General features: G+C 70.9%; 20 protein-coding genes and 1 pseudogene. 8 read left to right on the top strand and 13 right to left on the bottom strand.

The features are described 5' to 3' along the window. Nucleotides 1–173: 173 nt before the first annotated feature. Nucleotides 174–662 carry an SRPBCC family protein gene (locus tag OG534_RS33260; RefSeq protein ID WP_326593033.1) on the top strand — a complete coding sequence of 163 codons (489 nt, stop codon included), beginning with the start codon at nucleotides 174–176 and terminating at the stop codon, nucleotides 660–662. A gap of 176 nt (nucleotides 663–838) precedes the next feature. Here the strand turns inward: OG534_RS33260 and OG534_RS33255 are convergent, their stop codons facing one another. Then, nucleotides 839–1,984, bottom strand: coding sequence for a PLP-dependent cysteine synthase family protein (locus OG534_RS33255; RefSeq protein ID WP_326593032.1), 1,146 nt, complete (start codon nucleotides 1,982–1,984; stop codon nucleotides 839–841). A gap of 199 nt (nucleotides 1,985–2,183) precedes the next feature. On the opposite strand from OG534_RS33255, the gene OG534_RS33250 reads away from it, so the two are divergent. After that, complete coding sequence (locus OG534_RS33250) at nucleotides 2,184–2,732, top strand: ATP-binding protein (protein WP_326593031.1); 549 nt, start codon at nucleotides 2,184–2,186, stop codon at nucleotides 2,730–2,732. A gap of 69 nt (nucleotides 2,733–2,801) precedes the next feature. Here OG534_RS33250 and OG534_RS33245 read toward each other — a convergent pair whose 3' ends face one another. After that, nucleotides 2,802–4,061, bottom strand: coding sequence for an ROK family transcriptional regulator (locus OG534_RS33245; RefSeq protein ID WP_374772658.1), 1,260 nt, complete (start codon nucleotides 4,059–4,061; stop codon nucleotides 2,802–2,804). Nucleotides 4,062–4,104: 43 nt separating this feature from the next. Continuing rightward, nucleotides 4,105–4,770 carry an alpha-ketoglutarate-dependent dioxygenase AlkB family protein gene (locus OG534_RS33240; protein ID WP_326593029.1) on the bottom strand — a complete coding sequence of 222 codons (666 nt, stop codon included), beginning with the start codon at nucleotides 4,768–4,770 and terminating at the stop codon, nucleotides 4,105–4,107. Nucleotides 4,771–4,807: 37 nt separating this feature from the next. On the opposite strand from OG534_RS33240, the gene OG534_RS33235 reads away from it, so the two are divergent. Both OG534_RS33235 and OG534_RS33230 read left to right on the top strand, forming a co-directional pair. Next, nucleotides 4,808–5,551: a maleylpyruvate isomerase family mycothiol-dependent enzyme gene (locus tag OG534_RS33235; RefSeq protein WP_326593028.1), complete on the top strand. Its 744-nt coding sequence runs from the start codon at nucleotides 4,808–4,810 to the stop codon at nucleotides 5,549–5,551. A 152-nt stretch (nucleotides 5,552–5,703) separates the two neighbouring features. Further along, complete coding sequence (locus OG534_RS33230; RefSeq protein WP_326593027.1) at nucleotides 5,704–5,955, top strand: DUF6332 family protein; 252 nt, start codon at nucleotides 5,704–5,706, stop codon at nucleotides 5,953–5,955. A 20-nt stretch (nucleotides 5,956–5,975) separates the two neighbouring features. Here OG534_RS33230 and OG534_RS33225 read toward each other — a convergent pair whose 3' ends face one another. Then, the gene (locus OG534_RS33225) at nucleotides 5,976–7,049 is read right to left on the bottom strand and encodes a saccharopine dehydrogenase family protein (RefSeq protein WP_326593026.1); all 1,074 of its coding nucleotides are present in this window, start codon (nucleotides 7,047–7,049) and stop codon (nucleotides 5,976–5,978) included. A gap of 70 nt (nucleotides 7,050–7,119) precedes the next feature. Here OG534_RS33225 and OG534_RS33220 point away from each other — a divergent pair, with 70 nt between their 5' ends. After that, nucleotides 7,120–8,079 carry a helix-turn-helix domain-containing protein gene (locus OG534_RS33220; protein WP_326593025.1) on the top strand — a complete coding sequence of 320 codons (960 nt, stop codon included), beginning with the start codon at nucleotides 7,120–7,122 and terminating at the stop codon, nucleotides 8,077–8,079. A gap of 251 nt (nucleotides 8,080–8,330) precedes the next feature. Here the strand turns inward: OG534_RS33220 and OG534_RS33215 are convergent, their stop codons facing one another. Next, on the bottom strand, nucleotides 8,331–9,161 hold the full coding sequence (locus tag OG534_RS33215) for a VOC family protein (protein WP_326593023.1): 831 nt from the start codon (nucleotides 9,159–9,161) through the stop codon (nucleotides 8,331–8,333). A gap of 160 nt (nucleotides 9,162–9,321) precedes the next feature. On the opposite strand from OG534_RS33215, the gene OG534_RS33210 reads away from it, so the two are divergent. Then, on the top strand, nucleotides 9,322–9,963 hold the full coding sequence (locus OG534_RS33210) for a TetR/AcrR family transcriptional regulator (RefSeq protein WP_326593990.1): 642 nt from the start codon (nucleotides 9,322–9,324) through the stop codon (nucleotides 9,961–9,963). A gap of 295 nt (nucleotides 9,964–10,258) precedes the next feature. On the opposite strand, the gene OG534_RS33205 is transcribed toward OG534_RS33210, so the two are convergent. Together OG534_RS33205 and OG534_RS38785 are read right to left on the bottom strand one after the other, a co-directional pair. Next, a complete protein-coding gene (locus tag OG534_RS33205) occupies nucleotides 10,259–10,768 on the bottom strand; it encodes a hypothetical protein (protein ID WP_326593022.1) in 510 nt (169 codons plus the stop codon). A 242-nt stretch (nucleotides 10,769–11,010) separates the two neighbouring features. After that, a pseudogene (locus OG534_RS38785) lies at nucleotides 11,011–11,256 on the bottom strand (hypothetical protein); the annotation flags it as partial. Nucleotides 11,257–11,393: 137 nt separating this feature from the next. Between OG534_RS38785 and OG534_RS33200 the strand changes: the two are divergent. Beyond that, on the top strand, nucleotides 11,394–12,647 hold the full coding sequence (locus OG534_RS33200) for a hypothetical protein (RefSeq protein ID WP_326593021.1): 1,254 nt from the start codon (nucleotides 11,394–11,396) through the stop codon (nucleotides 12,645–12,647). Nucleotides 12,648–12,763: 116 nt separating this feature from the next. Here OG534_RS33200 and OG534_RS33195 read toward each other — a convergent pair whose 3' ends face one another. From OG534_RS33195 to OG534_RS33180, 4 genes are all read right to left on the bottom strand, one after another. After that, nucleotides 12,764–13,318 carry an SMI1/KNR4 family protein gene (locus tag OG534_RS33195; RefSeq protein WP_326593020.1) on the bottom strand — a complete coding sequence of 185 codons (555 nt, stop codon included), beginning with the start codon at nucleotides 13,316–13,318 and terminating at the stop codon, nucleotides 12,764–12,766. Between the two features lie 111 nt (nucleotides 13,319–13,429). Continuing rightward, nucleotides 13,430–14,752, bottom strand: a complete 1,323-nt coding sequence (locus OG534_RS33190; RefSeq protein WP_326593019.1) for a hypothetical protein — start codon at nucleotides 14,750–14,752, stop codon at nucleotides 13,430–13,432. Between the two features lie 215 nt (nucleotides 14,753–14,967). Beyond that, the gene (locus OG534_RS33185) at nucleotides 14,968–15,216 is read right to left on the bottom strand and encodes a hypothetical protein (RefSeq protein WP_326593018.1); all 249 of its coding nucleotides are present in this window, start codon (nucleotides 15,214–15,216) and stop codon (nucleotides 14,968–14,970) included. Between the two features lie 122 nt (nucleotides 15,217–15,338). Further along, nucleotides 15,339–15,686, bottom strand: coding sequence for a hypothetical protein (locus tag OG534_RS33180; protein ID WP_326593017.1), 348 nt, complete (start codon nucleotides 15,684–15,686; stop codon nucleotides 15,339–15,341). Nucleotides 15,687–15,808: 122 nt separating this feature from the next. Here OG534_RS33180 and OG534_RS33175 point away from each other — a divergent pair, with 122 nt between their 5' ends. Next, the gene (locus tag OG534_RS33175; protein WP_326593015.1) at nucleotides 15,809–15,937 is read left to right on the top strand and encodes a hypothetical protein; all 129 of its coding nucleotides are present in this window, start codon (nucleotides 15,809–15,811) and stop codon (nucleotides 15,935–15,937) included. Between the two features lie 27 nt (nucleotides 15,938–15,964). Here OG534_RS33175 and OG534_RS33170 read toward each other — a convergent pair whose 3' ends face one another. Next, nucleotides 15,965–16,177, bottom strand: coding sequence for a hypothetical protein (locus OG534_RS33170; protein WP_326593014.1), 213 nt, complete (start codon nucleotides 16,175–16,177; stop codon nucleotides 15,965–15,967). 24 nt (nucleotides 16,178–16,201) lie between these two features. Next, nucleotides 16,202–16,324: a hypothetical protein gene (locus OG534_RS33165; protein ID WP_326593013.1), complete on the bottom strand. Its 123-nt coding sequence runs from the start codon at nucleotides 16,322–16,324 to the stop codon at nucleotides 16,202–16,204. Nucleotides 16,325–16,336 lie beyond the last annotated feature (12 nt).

Genomic DNA, 16,336 nt, shown 5'->3' with positions numbered 1-16,336 from the left:
GGAAATCCGTCGCGCGGCGGAGCGGCGCGAACTGGACCGGCGCGGACCCACGCGGAAACAGGGCGGGATCGCAGCGGACTTCTGGAGGGCGCCCGGCTATGGTGACGCGCACGCAGACGCCCGCGCACGTTCAGAACCTCAGAACCTCAGAACCTCACCCAGGAGGTACCGCCATGGCTCGCCGACTCCGTCCGGTGGGGCTGGACTTCATCGACGACGCGCCGGTCCGGCTGGTGTTCGCCACCGAGACCGCGGCGCCGCCCGAGGCCGTGTACCAGGCGCTCGCCGAGGAGGTGGAGGGCTGGCCGCGCTGGTTCAGGGCGGTGACCCTGGTCCGCCCCACGCACGGTGGCGCGGGCCGCGAGGTCAGGTTGATGGGCGGGGTGCGCTTCCAGGAGACGATCATGGCCGCGGACCCCGAGCAGCGTTACGCGTACCGGGTCGACACGACCAACGCACCCGGGTTCCGTGCCCTGTTGGAGGAGTGGCGGCTGACGCCCTCCGGCTCCGGCACTCACGTCCGCTGGACCTTCGCCGCGGACGGCTCGGCCCCGTTCCGCCTCGGCCTGACCGCCGCCCGCCCGGGCCTGGGCCACTCCTTCCGTACGGCGGTCCGGACCCTGGACGGGCGGCTCACCGGTCGGCGCGGGGCGGATCAGTAGCGGGTCCCGCAACGTGCCGCTCACGCGGTGGACTTCGGCCGGCCAGTTCTCCGAGTCCGCCGAGCGTGGCCGGGCAACTCCCTTGCGGGCAGGGCGCTTTCGTCACGGTACCGGCACGGCGGCGGCACGGCGCAGCCCGGCCCGGTGCGGGCCCGGCCCGCGGTCCCGACGGGGCGTCAGGCGGACGGTTCGCGCCAGACCCCGGTCGTCAGGAGCGTCTCGAGGGTCTTCGCGTACGGGGCGATGTCGAGCCGCTGCGTCGCCAGCCACTCGTCGGAGTAGTACTTGTCCAGGTAGCGGTCGCCCGGGTCGCACAGCAGGGTGACGACGCTGCCGGTGCGGCCCTCCGCGACCATCTCCGAGATGATCTTCAGGGCGCTCCACAGGCCGGTACCGGTCGAACCGCCCGCCTTGCGCCCTATGGCCGTCTCCAGCGCGCGGCAGGCGGCGACGCTCGCCGCGTCCGGGACCTTCATCATCCGGTCGATGGCGCCGGGCACGAAGCTCGGCTCCATCCGCGGCCGGCCGATGCCCTCGATGCGCGAGCCGCAATCGCTGCTCGCGTGCGGGTCGTCGTTGGTCCAGCCGTCGAAGAAACAGGAGTTCTCCGGGTCCGGGACGCAGATGCGGGTGTCGTGCTGCATGTAGTGCACGTAGCGCGCGATCGTCGCCGACGTACCGCCGGTGCCCGCGGTCGCCACGATCCAGGCGGGCTCGGGGAAACGTTCCAGCTTCAGCTGCTGGTACATCGATTCCGCGATGTTGTTGTTGCCGCGCCAGTCGGTGGCCCGCTCCGCGTACGTGAACTGGTCCATGTAGTGCCCGCCGGTACGGGCCGCGAGCTCCGCCGACTCCTCGTACATCTTCATCGGGTCGTCCACGAAGTGGCACTCGCCGCCGTGGAATTCGATGAGGCGGCACTTCTCCGGACTGGTCGTGCGCGGCATGACGGCGATGAAGGGGACACCGATCAGCTTGGCGAAGTACGCCTCGGAGACGGCGGTGGAGCCGGACGAGGCCTCGATGACCGGGCGGCCGGGACGGACCCAGCCGTTGCAGAGCGCGTACAGGAACAGCGAGCGCGCGAGGCGGTGCTTGAGCGAGCCCGTCGGGTGCGTGGACTCGTCCTTGAGGTAGAGGTCGATGCCCCACGCGCCGGGGAGCGGGAAGCGCAGCAGGTGGGTGTCCGCGGAGCGGTTGGCGTCGGCCTGGACCTTGCGGACGGCCTCCTTGAGCCAGGCGCGGTAGTCCGCGTCGCTGCGATCGACGTCGATGGTCGTGGCAGTCGTACCGGTGGTGCTGGTCGTGCCGGTGGTGCTCATGCGCCGCGCTCCTTCGTGGGTGTACTTCGCCCCCTGCTTTCGCAATGTACCTCGCTCACCTGCACAAACAGTCACTTTGGGTCTCTATGCGAATCCCTTTCGTTCGCGTTCGGTTGCACTGTGCGGCACCGTGGGTGACCCTGGTGGAGCATTACCGAGGGTGCAGCACCCGTAACACTCATGTCGGGGAGTCGCAGCCGTGATCAGTCATTCCCGCAGGCACTGCGTCGTCGAACTGCAGGCCTTGCCGTCGCGGATCGGCCAAATCCGCAGAATCGTTTCGGCACAACTGCGCCACTGGCAGCTCGACCCGCTCATAGACCGGGCTGCGCTCGGCGTGACGGAGCTGCTCAGCAACGTCCACCGGCACGCGCAGCCGGACAAGACCTGCACCGTCGAGATCGAACTCCGCCTCGGGCGCCTGACGGTCTCGGTCATCGACAGCGATCCACGGCTTCCGGTGATCCGCGCTCCGCAGGCGGAGTCGCTGGAGACCTGCGGGCGCGGGCTCGCCCTCGTCGCGGCGCTCAGCGAGGCCTGGGGCGCACGGCAGCGGCCCGACGGACCGGGAAAGGCGGTGTGGTTCTCGCTCACGGCCGCCCCCACCCCGGCTCCGCCGCCCCACCCGGTGCGGATCGGGGCCGAACCCGTACGGGAACCCACGCGCACGGTGGTCGTGGCCGTCGACCCGGGCAGCGTCCCGACGGGCCTGCCGGTGGCATCGCCGGTCGGCGTCCGGCCCGGGTGACCGGGCCACCCGGCCTCCGGGCCACCCGGCCTCCGGGCATCAGCGCCTTGCCCTAGGGCAGGTTCCGGCTCAGGCCAGCGCTCCCAGCGGGTCGTCGAGCACCGGCTGCCACGCCAGCTCCGCCGCGCCGACGAGGCTGTTGTGGTCCAGGGTGCACGGCAGGATGGGCACCCCGCCGCTGCGCCCCCACAGGCTCCGGTCCGCGACCACCGCGCGCAGCCGCTCCGGGTCGGCGTACAGCAGCTCCCGATGCAGCCCGCCCAGGATGATCCGGTCCGGGTTCAGGATGTTGACCAGGCCCGCGAGGCCGAGCCCGAGCCGGTCGATCAGCTCCTCCGTGGCCGCCCGTACCGCCGGCTCCCCGGGTTCGTCGCGCAGCAGGTCACGGGCCTGCTGGAGCAGCGAGACCTCGGGGCCGGGGCTGCGGCCCGCCGCGGTGAGGAAGGCCAGCGGATCCGCCTCCACGTCCAGGCAGCCGCGGCCGCCGCAGTGGCAGGCCCGGCCCTCGGGGTTCACGGTGAGGTGGCCGACCTCCAGGGCCAGGCCCGAACTCCCGCTGTGCAGGCGGCCGTCCAGCACCAGCGCGCCGCCGACCCCGCGGTGCCCGGTGGCCACGCACAGCAGGTGCTGCGCGCTGCGCCCCGCGCCGTGCCGGTGCTCGGCCAGTGCCGCGAGGTTGACGTCGTTCCCGGTCAGGGCCGGGCCGTCGATCCCGGCCGCCTTCACGCACTCCGCGAAGATGTCCCGTACGGGAGAACCGGCCGGCCAGGCCAGGTGCAGCGGGTTCAGCGCGGTGCCCTCCGGCTCGGCGACCGCCGACGGGACCGCGAGCCCCGCGCCGACGCAGCGGCGCCCGCTCACTTCGAGCAGCTCCGCGCCCGCCTCCACCACCGCGCCGAGTACCTGTGCGGGGTCGGCGGAGACGGTGACCTTGCCGGGGGCGGTGGCCACGATCCGGCCGCCGAGGCCGACCAGGGCGGCCCGGAAGCCGTCCGAGTGCACCTGGGCGGCGAGCGCCACCGGGCCGTCCTCGGCCACCGAGAGCCGGTGCGAGGGTCGTCCCTGGGCGCCGCCGGCGCCTCCGGGACGGGAGTCGACGCGGATCAGCCCGAGCGCCTCCAGCTCGGCGGCGACGGCTCCGGCGGTGGCGCGGGTGACCCCGAGCTCGGCCGTCAGGACGGCGCGGGTCGGGGCGCGGCCGGTGTGGACGAGCTCCAGGGCTGGTCCGAGCGCGCCGCGACCCCGTTCCAGCCTGGTCCGCGTGGCTGTCATGGACGCGGATGGCGTGGTCACATCCCCCACCCGCGGCGGGGCCCCGTTGCCGTTCATGGCATCGATCCTCGCATGATCGGAGCGTGCCGGGCGCCGCCGCTCAGTCCAGCCCGCCGACCCGGAGCGTGATGTTCAGGCGGCCGGTCAGCCCGAGGCCCCGCGGGCCCGTGCCCGGCAGGACCTTCGGCACGCCGTGATAGGCCAGGCGGCTCGGACCTCCGAAGACGAAGAGATCCCCGCTGCGCAGCTCCACGTCCTGGTACGGGCGCCCGCGCGAGTCGGTGTTCCCGAAGCGGAAGACGCAGGTGTCGCCGAGGCTGAGCGAGACGACCGGTGCCGCGGACCTCTCCTCGGCGTCGCGGTGCATCCCCATGCGGGAGTCGCCGTCGTAGAAGTTGATCAGCGCGATGTCGTAGTCGTGGGCGTACGTCTCCGCGGGGGCCGGCGGGTCCCCGTACGCGGCGGCCACCGCTTCCCGCCCCAGCTCGGCGAGCCACCCCGGCATCGGCTTGACCGGCGCCCCGTCCCCGTCGACGGCGGTGCGGGCGTATCCGTACGGGTACCAGTGCAGGCCGAGGCACACCTGCCGGGCGGTCATCACCCCACCACCCGGGGTGCGTACGGTGCGCATCCCGGCCGGCGGGCGGGCCCACGCGCGGCAGGCCGCCAGCAACTCGCCCTGCCGCGTGTCCCCGAGCCAGTCGGGCACGTGCACGGCGCCGGGGGCGATCACGGTCCGCTCGCGCGGGAAGAGTTCCCCGTCCATCTCTCCATTGTCGGGGCGGGCTGATAAGACTCCCGGTATGGAGACCAACGAACATGTGAAGGCCCTGGCCCGGGAAGGCGAGCTGCTCGCCGACGTGGCCGAACAAGCCGGTACGGACGCCGTGGTTCCCGCCTGTCCGGGGTGGCGCGTCACCGACCTGCTGCGGCACACGGGGTCCGTGCACCGCTGGGCGACCGCGTACGTCGCGGAGCGGCGGCTGGAGCCGACGGGCTTCCCGGACGCGCCGGAGCTGACCGACGGCGAGCTGGTCGCGTGGTTCCGGGAGGGGCACGCGGACCTGGTGCGCACCCTGACCGAGGCCCCGGCCGACGTGCAGTGCTGGACGTTCCTCCCGACGGCCCCGCCGTCGCCGCTGGCGTTCTGGGCGCGGCGCCAGGCCCACGAGACCGCCGTGCACCGGATGGACGCGGAGGCGGCGCTCGGCGTGGTGTTCTCGCCGGTGGAGCCGGAGTTCGCGGAGGACGGTGTGGACGAGCTTCTGACCGGCTTCCACGCGCGGCCGCGGAGCCGGGTGCGGACCCCGGAGCCCCGGGTGGTGCGGGTCCGGGCGGCCGACACGGGTGCGGTGTGGACCGTCCACCTGTCGGCGGCGCCGGCCCGTACGGTGCAGGGCGACACGGGTGAGGCGGCCGACTGCGAACTGACCGGTGAGGCGGCCTGGCTGTACGCGGCCCTGTGGAACCGGGTCCCGCTGGTGGGTCCGGGGGTGACGGGGGACCTGGCGCTGGCCCGGTTGTGGACGGAGACGGCCGGCGTCTGAACGGGGTGCCGACGTGTGCGGAGCGCGGGGGGGCTGAGTGCCGGGTGCCTGGTACCGGGTGCCTGGTACCGGGTGCCTGGCACCGGGTACCTGGTGCCCGGTCCCGCGCAAGCAGCCTTGTGACGGGCAGTGCGCGCTGTGACACTGTACGCATGGGGCGACGAACGCAGGCGGACCGGGACGCGATCACCATCGAGATCGGCTACGCCTTGGCCAGCGCCTGCTTCGCGGCGGCCCTCGCCTTCGGTGCGGTGTACGGCCCCGTACCGGCGTTCTCCCTCTCGCCCGCGACGGGCCGGGTCCTGGCGCTGGTGGGCGCAGGGGTCGCGGCGGTGGTGTTCGTGCTCCGGATCGCGCACGTCCTGCGGGGCTTCGCCCGCCGTCCGGAGAACGACGGCGCCTGAGCCGGCCCGGCACGCCGGTGTCAGGTCCGGCCGGTCCTCCCCGTCCGGCCGGTCCCCCCGGTCCGGCCGTGTTCGGGCCCGCTGAAGGACAGGTGGGCGGGGTCGAGGGCGCGCAAGAAGTCCGCGGCGTCGAAGAGTTCTCCCGGGGCGGCCACTCCGGTCGTGTTGATCCGGCCATCGAGGATCCGTGCCGCCGCCTCCACGACGATAGGTGCGGTGACCGCGTAGATGTCACGGCCGGACGCGCTCGCCCGGCGCGTTTCACCGCCCCTGCGCGCGACCACGTCGACGAGGAAGGTCTGGGCCGAGCGTCCGTCGGCGTCCACCGGCGTGGGCGGGGGCGTCTGTGGCGCCCTCAGGTCGCGCAGGGGTTTCTCGTTCATGCAGACCCGGATCTCCGGCACGCGCACGTGCCGGGAGATGGTGACCTGGTCGGCGCTGGAGAACTCGACGACCCTCTGTTCGCCCACGGGGTGCGGGAACGACCAGGAGTACGTCGCCGGCGCAGTCGCGGGCGGAGCGAAACGGTTGCCGGTGAAGACCACGTGCCGGCCGGCGTTGCGCCGCCCGGTCTTGCGGGTTCCCTCGGTCGGCTGCCAGCTGTCGAGGGCGATCGCGACCGTGATGTCGTCGGCGTCCGGCCAGTCGCCCATCGCGGCGCCGGCGAGCAGGTCGCCCAGCCCGCCGTAGAAGGCCATCGCCGGGGCGACGACCACGCCCGCCTCCCGGGCCTGGTGGGCACGCTGCTCGAACGTCTCCAGGACCACGGCCTGCTCCGCGGCCACGTCCAGGTAGGGGATGCCGGCGCGCAGTGCCGCGTCGATGACGGAGGGGGCGGTGTCGGCGAACGGACCGGCGCAGTTGATGACGGCGTCCGCGCCCGACAGCGCGCGGTCCAGGGACGCGGGATCGACGAGGGACGCGACCCGGGCCTGCGCCCCCGGGTGGGTCTGGGCGGCGGCCTCCAGTTGGTCGGCGTCCCGGCCGACGAGGAGCGGGGTGAAGCCGCGGCGGCGCAGCTCCGCGACGACGAAGCCGGCGGTGTGCCCGTACGCTCCGACGACCGCGACGACCGTCCGGTGGTGTGAGTTCATGCGGCCATGATCACGGCCGTGGGCGCCGACCACGAGTGGCCGAAACGACGAGATGCGTACACTTTCGGACGTGACGTCTGTGATGCTGGCGGTCTACGACGGGGCCATGCTGTTCGAGGCGGCAGCGGCCTGCGAGGTGTTCGGCGTCGACCGCGAACTGGCCGACGGATGGTACGACTTCCGCGTCTGCGCGCCGAGGGAGGCCCGGCTGGGTGGCTGGCTGCGGGTCGACACCCCGCACGGTTTTGACGCCCTCGCGGACGCGGACACCGTCATCGTCCCGGCCTGCGGCGACGTCGAGGCGGACCCGCCGGCCGATCTCGTGGAGGCCGTGCGCGCGGCCCACGACCGGGGCGCCCGGCTCGTGTCCCTGTGCACCGGGGCGTTCGTACTGGCCGCAGCGGGAGTGCTGGACGGCCGCCGCGCCACCACGCACTGGGAGCACACCGACGCGCTCGCGGCCCGCTACCCCGAGGTACGCGTCGACCCGGGCGTCCTCTACATCGACGACCGGGGCGTGCTGACCTCGGCCGGCAAGGCCGCCGGAATGGATCTGTGCCTGCACATCGTCACCGCCGACCACGGAGCGGCGGTCGCCAACGAGCTGGCCCGCCGGCTGGTGGTCCCGGCGCGCCGCGCGGGCGGCCAGGCCCAGTTCATCGCCGCGCCGGCGGTCGCCGACACCGGCCACGCCTTCGCGGACCTGCTGGACTGGGTGAGCGGGCGGCTGCACGAGCCGCTGACCGTGCCCGATCTGGCCCGCCAGGTGAACATGAGCACCCGGAACCTGACCCGCCGCTTCGCCGCCGCCACCGGGACCACTCCCCTGCGCTGGCTGCACACGCAGCGCATCCACCGGGCGCAGGAGCTCCTCGAAACCACCGAGGACAGCATCGAACTCATCGCCTCCCGCACCGGCATGGGCACTGCGGCCACCTTGCGCCGACACTTCCACCGCGCCCTCGGCGTACCGCCGGACGTCTACCGGCGCACCTTCCGCAACCACCGCTCCCCCACCCCGGCGACCTGACGGGCCGGTCCGGTCCGGGGCCGGGGCCGGGGTGGCGTGCGCAGGCCTCGACGATCGAGGCGGCCCTCATCCAGCGGGCGAGGCCGCGGCCGCGGTGCTCGGGCAGCACCGCCGAGAACGCCCTCGGCGGTCATGTCGGCCCCGGCGGTCATGCGTACGGACAAGCTGCCTCCCTTACGGAATGGAAGGCCTTACGGAATGGAAGGGCGCGGGGCGGGATTCGCTCGGCGCCGGGGACCCCGTACGGGCCCCTACTGGGCCCAGGGCAGGACGCGGGTGCCCTCGGTGCCGGGTACGGAGGCCACGCCGTCCGAGCGCATGGCGACGTGCGCCTCGGCCGCCTGAGGGGCGTGGACCTGGCGGAGCACGTCCGGGGGGAGGACGAAGGTCTGCCCGGCCGTGATCTTGTCGGTGCGGCCTCCGCAGGTGACGTGGAGGACGCCCGCGGTGACCGTCCAGACCTGCTCGCGACTGATGGAGTGCTCGGGTCCGGTCTGACCCGCTCCCATCTCGACGGTCCAGGTGCTGAGTTCCGTACTGCCCCGGCTCGGAGCGGCCAGACCGGTCATACGGGCGTTCGGGGACTCGGTGACGTTCTCGGCGGCGGGACTGATCACGCGCACGGCGGGCTCCTCGGACTCCTGGGCCTGTTCAGCCTGCTCGGCCTGCTCGGCCTGCTCGGTCGCATCGGGGATGACCCATTCGACGAGCTGGACGACGACTCCGTTCGGGTCGGTCAACTGGAACAGCCGCTCGCCCCAGGGCTCTTCGCGCAGCGGCATCGTGATCGGCGCGCCGGCCTCACGCAGCCGCCGTTCCTCGGCGTCGAGGCCGGTGACCGTGAGCGCCAAAATCAGGCCGCCGGCCTGTCGGTCGCGCTGATCGGCCGGGAGCACATCGGTTCCGCGGCGGAGCAGCACGATGTCGGCGGCGGCGTCACCGCGGGTCAGGGAGGCGAAGCCGTCGGCGGCCATGGCGACCTCGTAGCCGAGGTGGGTACAGAAGAAGGCGCGGGAGGCGTCCACGTCGGCGACGGTGAGGGACAGGGTGGAGGTGGTGACGTTCAGGGCATCTCCTGGCAATGGGGGTTCGGGTGGTTCAGGAACGCCTGGACGGAGAAGCGGATCCCTCCGGTTCCGTTCATCCAGGCGAATTTTGCGACGGACGTAACATTAGGCTCGACCCCACGAACCGTCAAGACTATTTTTGCTACGGATGTAAGATTGCTTCATGGCTACCGAGATGGGACTCCGCGAGTCCAAGAAGCTGGAGACCAGGCAGCTGATCTCCGACCGTGCGACCCGGCTCTTCATCGAGCAGGGCTTCGAGCAGACCACCATCGCCGAGATCGCCGCATCGGCCCGCGTGGCCAAGAAGACGGTGACCAACTACTTCCCGCGCAAGGAAGACCTGGCCCTCGACCACCACGAGGCGTTCACGCAGGGTCTGGCACGGACGGTCGCCGAGCGCGGCCCCGGCGAAGAGCCGCTCACGGCCCTCGGACGGACGTTCCGCACCGCTCTGCTGGAACACAGCCCGGTCGTCGGCTTCACCGGCCCCGCGTTCGCCCGCATGGTCGCCGACAGCCCCACCCTTACCGCCCGGCTGCGCGAACTGCACGACCAGCGGGAGGAGGCCCTCGCCGCAGCCCTGACCGCCGCCGACGCGGATCCCGCCTCGGGCCCGGCCCCGGCCATCGCACCCCGGGCGGCCGCGGCCCTGATCGCAGCAGCAGACCGCCTGCTGTTCCGGCGCATCCAGGAGCTCACCCTGGCCGGACACACCGACGACCAGATCGAAGCCACCCTGATCCCGGAGGCGGACCACCTCCGCACCCTCCTCGCCGCCGCCCTCAGCAACCACCCCACCACCGCTGCCTGGTAGACATCACCGCGTTCCGTCGCGGCCTTCGGTGCGTGCAGCGTGGTCCTGGCGGCGGACATGGCGGTGGCGGTGATCGATTCGTGTCCTAGGCCCTGGGCCCTGGGCCCTGGGCCCTGGACACCGTCACATCCGTGCGGCCGCCTGAGGTGGTCGCCGTCACCCAGAAGGCCAACGACCGTTCACGCAGTCTGCTCGAGTCCATCGGGATGCGGCTGATCGACACGTTCGTGGAGTGGCACGCGGACTAGGTCATGTACGCCACCCGGTACGACCCGTCGTGGTGCAGGGGTAAGAGTCAGGACCTGTGCATCGAGCCGGCCCGACTGGGAGCGCCGGTGCGGCCTTTGGATTCCTGGATGCGGCGGCTCGCGGCGTTGCGGACGCGGCGGGTGCGTCCGCACTCGGCGAGCAGGTTGAGGGCGCCGGGTGAGGAGATGATCTCCACGGCCGTGCGCTGGAACCAGTCGGATGCACTGGTGACCTCCTCGGCTGTCCACGCCTCGTCCAGGGCGATCGCCCTGAGGAGGGTCCACTCGCGCAGGCGGCCGGTGAGGAAGTCCCGGTCCCCGATGGTTGCGGCCATCATCCGGGCCCAGGCGGGAAAGTGGGAGTCGGTCAGCAACTCGGCAGCCCGGCGCTCCATGTGGCGGTTCACCGCGGACTGCGCCATCGATACGCAGTCATCACGCAGGACGGCGGCCACCAGATCGGCCTCGTCCGCCTCCGGGACGACGTCCAGGGCCTCCAGATAGAGGACGTAGCGCCCATGCTCGGGGGGTTCCTCGTCCATGTGAGGTTCAGTCATGCGGCAATCCCATCGTTTCGCTGGCCTCGCGGCTCAATCGACCACCCGCGAAGGCATGAAGGCATGAAGCTACGAAGGCACACCCTTCGGATGCTGCGACGGTGACGAATGGGCCACCGGTAGCAGCCCGAACCGCTCCTGGTCCACCCTGTACAGCGCTTCGGCCAACCGTTCACCGAAGCCGGTGATCTCGACCGGTGCTGCGCCATTTCCCGTCAACATCCAGCGTGCCGATGATCACCGTGGGCCGGCCGCCGGACCACGGTGTCACGCGCGACCCCTTGACGCCCGCAGCGATGGCACCGGTCGTCGGGCGCCACGACGCGACAGGACGGGCAGGCACGGTCGGGCTCGATTCGCTCCCGGAGACGACGAGGCCGACGTCGTCCCAGACGGCAGAAGATACTCAGGTCAGGGCAGACGAAGCCCGCCTTTCGGGTAGCGTCAGGCACGTCGAGGCCTTCCGGGTGAGGCGCAGGAACCCCCATCGTCAGGGGACCTCGACTCCTACCGGCCCAACGGCGCGCGGGCCTTCAACACACCCCCAACCATGAAGAACTGGTGCCGGCCCGGACGTCGGCTTCACGTTGACTCAAGGGCAGTGCACCCACTTCAGGAGCGGGCGATGGACAACGAGATTCAGCTGATCAGTGACGGCGATGGACTGGCGGTCATCGGGGATGCGACGGATGTCGAACGCTTCCTCGTCTCGGAGGGACTGCCGTCGAAGGACCTCGGACTGCAACGGCTCAAGTCCGTCGTCGGCACCGGGACCACAGTCGCGCAGGCAGGTTCGGAGTTTGCCGCCGAGTCCGGTCGCTGGGTGAAGCTGACTCAGGAGTCGGCACAGCTTGTCAAGAAGTACGGGCTGAGGGAAAGCTCGAAGACGGGTCTCAGCACGGGTGTGGCGAAGGGGCACAAGGGCCAGATCAGGGGATTCGTCCAATTCGTGAAGGGGCCCCGATCGCTTCTGACCAGCCCGGCGATTATTGCGGGTGCTGGAAAGATCATGGCGCAGGTTGCGATGCAACAGACCATGGACGAGATCACCGACTATCTCGCCACGATCGACGAGAAGGTCGACGACGTGCTGCGCGCCCAGAAGGACGCCGCGTTGGCCCGCATGATCGGAGTGGGCTTCGTCATCGAGGAGGCCATGACCATCCGAGAGAAGAGGGGCAGGGTCGACGAGGTTACGTGGTCGAAAGTGCAGGCCGCGCCGACGACGATCGCAGAGACCCAGGCATACGTACTGCGTCAACTCGACGCACTGGCAGAGAAGATGGAGGGCAAGACCAAGATCGGCGATCTTGCCGCGACGGCCCAGCAAGCTGAGTCCATAGTTCGGGAGTGGCTCGCTGTTCTGGCTCGCTGCTTCCAACTGCAGGACGCGATCGCCGTGCTCGAACTCGACCGGGTGCTGGACGCGTCTCCGGAGGAGCTGGACGGGCATCGCCTCGGGCTGAAGGCTGCCCGGCAGGGCCGGCTGGAACACATCTCGCGAAGCACCGAGCGTCTGGTGGCCAGGATGAATGCGGCTGCCGGCAGGGCCAACTCGAAGGTCTTGCTGCACCCGACCAAGTCCCCGGCTGTAGTGCAGTCGAGCAACCATGTCGTGACCGGCGTCCATGACTTCCACGGGCGGCTCGGGATTGAGTCTGGCCGCCAGTCATCGGAGGCGAGGCGATGGGTGGAAGCGGCTGCGGAGGCCAGAGACAAGGCGCTCGAGACGGGAGCAAAAGGCGTCGATGCCGCCAGAAGCCTCGGCAACGAGACCCTCGACCGGGCCGGCTCGGTAAAGGGCAGGCTCTCCAGCGAAATCGCCCAGCGAGCGCGGCGTCGGCGCGAGGACGAGAAGGAACGCGACCACGAGGGCTGAGTGAGCGCCGACCATCAGCCACGTCCGCGGCCCGACTACGCCCTCAACTGCGAAGAGCCGGCAGACGTCGCAGGTCTTGCCCGGGCCGGGAGATCAGTCCTCCCGGAGGCCGAGACTCACAAGAGGCTGGAGCTGGAGCTGGAGCTGGAACGGAACTCATGCGGCTCTTCCGTCGGGAAGTCGTAGAAGATCTCGGACTCGGCGTCACCGGTGAGAAGAATGGACTGCAAGAACTCGGAACACGACTGGGCGTGGAACTCCCATTCCCGGCCGCGTCCCTCCTTGATCAGAACGGTCCACTGCTCGGGTTCCTGGCCGGCGCGGGCCAGCCAGTACAGGCAGTCACCGTTCTCGGTCACGGCCCAGACGATGGTGCGTGACCCTGCCGCGTCGAGTTCGGCGGGCTTGGGCTCTCCGCCCGTCCAGAGCCCTTGCTGTGCTTCGCCCCGGTCTCGGTTCTCCGTCACCAGGTCGTAGTGCTTGTTGGGGCAGTCCGGCTCCAGTACCCAGATATCGTCGTCAAGGAGACCACCGCCGCAGAGGTCGACGAGCTGCTTGTAGTCGCTCGGCAGGATCGTTCCGAGCTCCCCTTCCACACGCGCCCAGTTGTGGGCCTGGGGGGAATCCGACGGCGGGATGGCCTGGATGAGGTGGGCGACGGCAGGATTCACGGCCACTCCTTCAGATTGGGTTCCGCTGTCTCTTGGGCAGTTGGACGAGCGATGCCGGCTACCACGTGGCCGCAGGACAGCCTTCTGCGATTCCCGCCGGCCGTCGCGGTGTCATCCGTTGGTCGGGTAGGCCGTCAAGGCGTCGTCAGATTCGGAGAGGGCCAGTCCCGTGTACTCGTTGACCAGGTACGGGGCGATGCCGGGCCGTGTCGGTAGGTCGGCGCCGGTACGCGCGTCCAAGGCCAGGGGACCGTCGGCGGTCTTGCCGTAGACCCGCCCGTGCCATACCGCGGTCACCTGAGGTGCGATGCGGCCGGCGTTCTTGTCCGGCAGCTGCCAGCGGACGGCACCGCTGGTGTCGTCGACGGCCCAGGCATAGGACTCGATGCCACGACCGGCACACACGACGGTGCTGGCACCGTCGTGAGCGCAGTCACTGCCGGGAAGGTCGTCCGGCAGGTCCCGCTTCACCTTGCCGGTGGCGGGGTCGAGGAATTGGCGGTACTGGATCCGGAAGTCGGACTTGTTCTTCGCCGTAGCCAGGATGAGGTGGGGCCCGGCCGGCGTCACCTGGAGGTTGATGCGGTCCTCGGCCCGCCACTTCTCGGCAGCGGTGGCCAGGTCGTATCCGGCTACGGCCGAGTAGTCGCTGTCGGCCCTGTCCCACTTCTCGCCCGTCACGATGCCGCCTGTGACCGCCGCCGCCCGGAACAGGTCTTTGGTCCACAGCACACGATGGCTGTCGAGATCGACAGCATAAGTGGTGGCAAAGGATGAGACCGTCGACTGTGTGGAGGAGAGCGTGAAGACGGCGACCTTGCCCGACGCCCCGACGACCGAGGAGGCGATCGGGGACCGGCTTTCCTTCGTCCACTCCGGAAGTTCCAACGGCAGCCGCCACGGGGCGGCGCCCGTAGCCGTGGGAATCGCCGTGAACTCCAGGAAGACACGCGGGGCCTGCGTTCCGACGCCCGGCTGGTGAACGAAGAAGGTGGTGAGGACCAGCGGTGATTCACCGTCGGTGATGAAGGGAGCCGGGAGGCCGTTCTCGAGGTTCGGGGTCAGCTTCACGAGCGGCTCGGCTTCGGCTGTGACCGCGGTCGTGGCCGCGCCGTTGGCCGTGTCGACCGCCAGGACACGATCGGGCAGGGCCACGTACGCCCTCTGCTTGTGGAGAGCCACCGGCGTCCCTCCCCCCGGCCACGTGAGCCGGCGCGACCTCGCTTCCTGCGGCATGAGAACGCCGGCGCCGGCGTCGAAGCGTGCCGGCGGGTCGTGCACCGCGCGCGGCGGCTTGCCGGGCGTGCCCGCGGAAGCCTGTGGAGCGGCGTCCGCGCGGCCCGGCGTCGGTTCCTTCGTGCAGCCCGCGGCCGCCATCGCTAAGACCACGGCGAACACACAACACCGGCGTGCATGACTGGACTTCACAAGCACCTCACCTTCTTCGGAGTCAAACGATCACTCTAAACCCGCACGCGGTCTGCCCGCCCGCGGGAAGACCCACCAGCCCGGCCCCAGCGGTTCCCGCCATCGATGGCACCGAGCTCAGGCGCCACACCGCCGCCGAGACCTGGACAAGAAGACCCCAGTGTCACGATCTCCGTGTGCCACGACGCCTTGCCTCGCTCTGGCCTTTGCCGCGTCTGTCATCACCCCGGTGGCTGCCCGTCACGGCCGGCGATGCGGTGCTCGCAGATGGCCTTGTGCTCGGGGAAACGCAGCGCGATCCGAGCGAGTACGGATGCCATCTCTGCACGCGCGGGCAGCGGATAGTACTCGTGGTGGAGGGCCATCTTCAGACGGACGGTGTCCTGCGCCTCCCGCACCCACGCGTCCAACCTGTGCTTCATCGAGGCTCCGTTGTCCGTGCCGGACCACACCGCCACGTTCAAGAACACGATTCCCTGCTCCACCGTCGCCCGCCCGGGCTCAGGCGAACGCCCCTGGCCCTGCCGTTCGCGTGGCGGGTTCACCCGTAAACGCTGCATGCAGGCCACGGCACCCGGCCGCCCCCGCAAGGCTAGGCGTCCACCGCTCGCCAAGCCGGGCCGGCTCCGTCCTGCTGGACGTGGCCGAACACCACGTCCGCGAAGTGCACGCCGAAGCCGATCGTGCCGGGCTCAGCCAACTCGGCGACGAGGCGGCGGCGGTGGTCGGCGGTGAGGGCCGGGTCGTGGTCGAAGGCCGAGGACCAGTCGGGGTGGTCGATCTGGATCGGCGAGTGCACGGCGTCGCCGAAGGCGATCAGACGCCGTCCGCCCCCGGTGATGACGCACTCGGCGTGCCCGACCGTGTGGCCGGGGAAGATCCCCTGCCCGTCGGTGTCCGTACGGACCCGTGGTGCGAGGGCCGCGCCCTGCTCGGCCATACCCTGGGCCTCCAGCAGGTCACGCCGGCCCCATTTCGGCTCGGAGATCAGGAAGTCGGCGTGGGCAAAAAAGAGCTGGTCACCTCCGGGGGAGGGAGACAGGCCCAGCCGAGGTGGTCGGAGTGGAGGGCACCGCACTGCGCGCACGCCTCCTCGAGCTCCTCGCCACGGACTCCCCGCTGTCCGGCCTCACCCCGCAGGATCAGCGCGCCCTGCACAGCCTGCTGGAACAGGCCATCGCCTCTCCCTGAGTCCGCGGAGGTCTTCAGAGGGGGTCTTCAGAGGTACTGGTGGGCGTTGCGTTCAGCAGCGGCATGCCACCAGCCGGGCGGGGAGGGATGCGTGGTCTCGGCAGTGGGCTGGTCGGGGTGCAGGCCGAGCCGACGTAGCGCGTCGGCACGCATGCGGACGGCGAACCAGCCATGCCAGCGGCCGTCAGAGCCTATGCCGCAGGACAAGTCACAGTGGACGTCGCTCGGATCGAACGGCATCCAGTCGATGCCGCGGTCGCGCAGTCAAGCGCGGGCGGCCGCCATCGGGTGGAGGCGGCCCAGGTCTTCATAGGCCGTGATGGTGACCCAGTCGGTGCTCGACGTATCCATGGAGACCATGTTGGCGGCCGGCCGTGCGGATGTCATGGCATTTCGTCG

Source organism: Streptomyces sp. NBC_01294 (assembly GCF_035917235.1).
In the GTDB taxonomy this organism is placed as follows: Bacteria; Actinomycetota; Actinomycetes; order Streptomycetales; family Streptomycetaceae; genus Streptomyces; species Streptomyces caledonius.
Note: the sequence above shows the minus strand (reverse complement) of the source record. Positions and strands in the feature narration are given on the sequence as shown.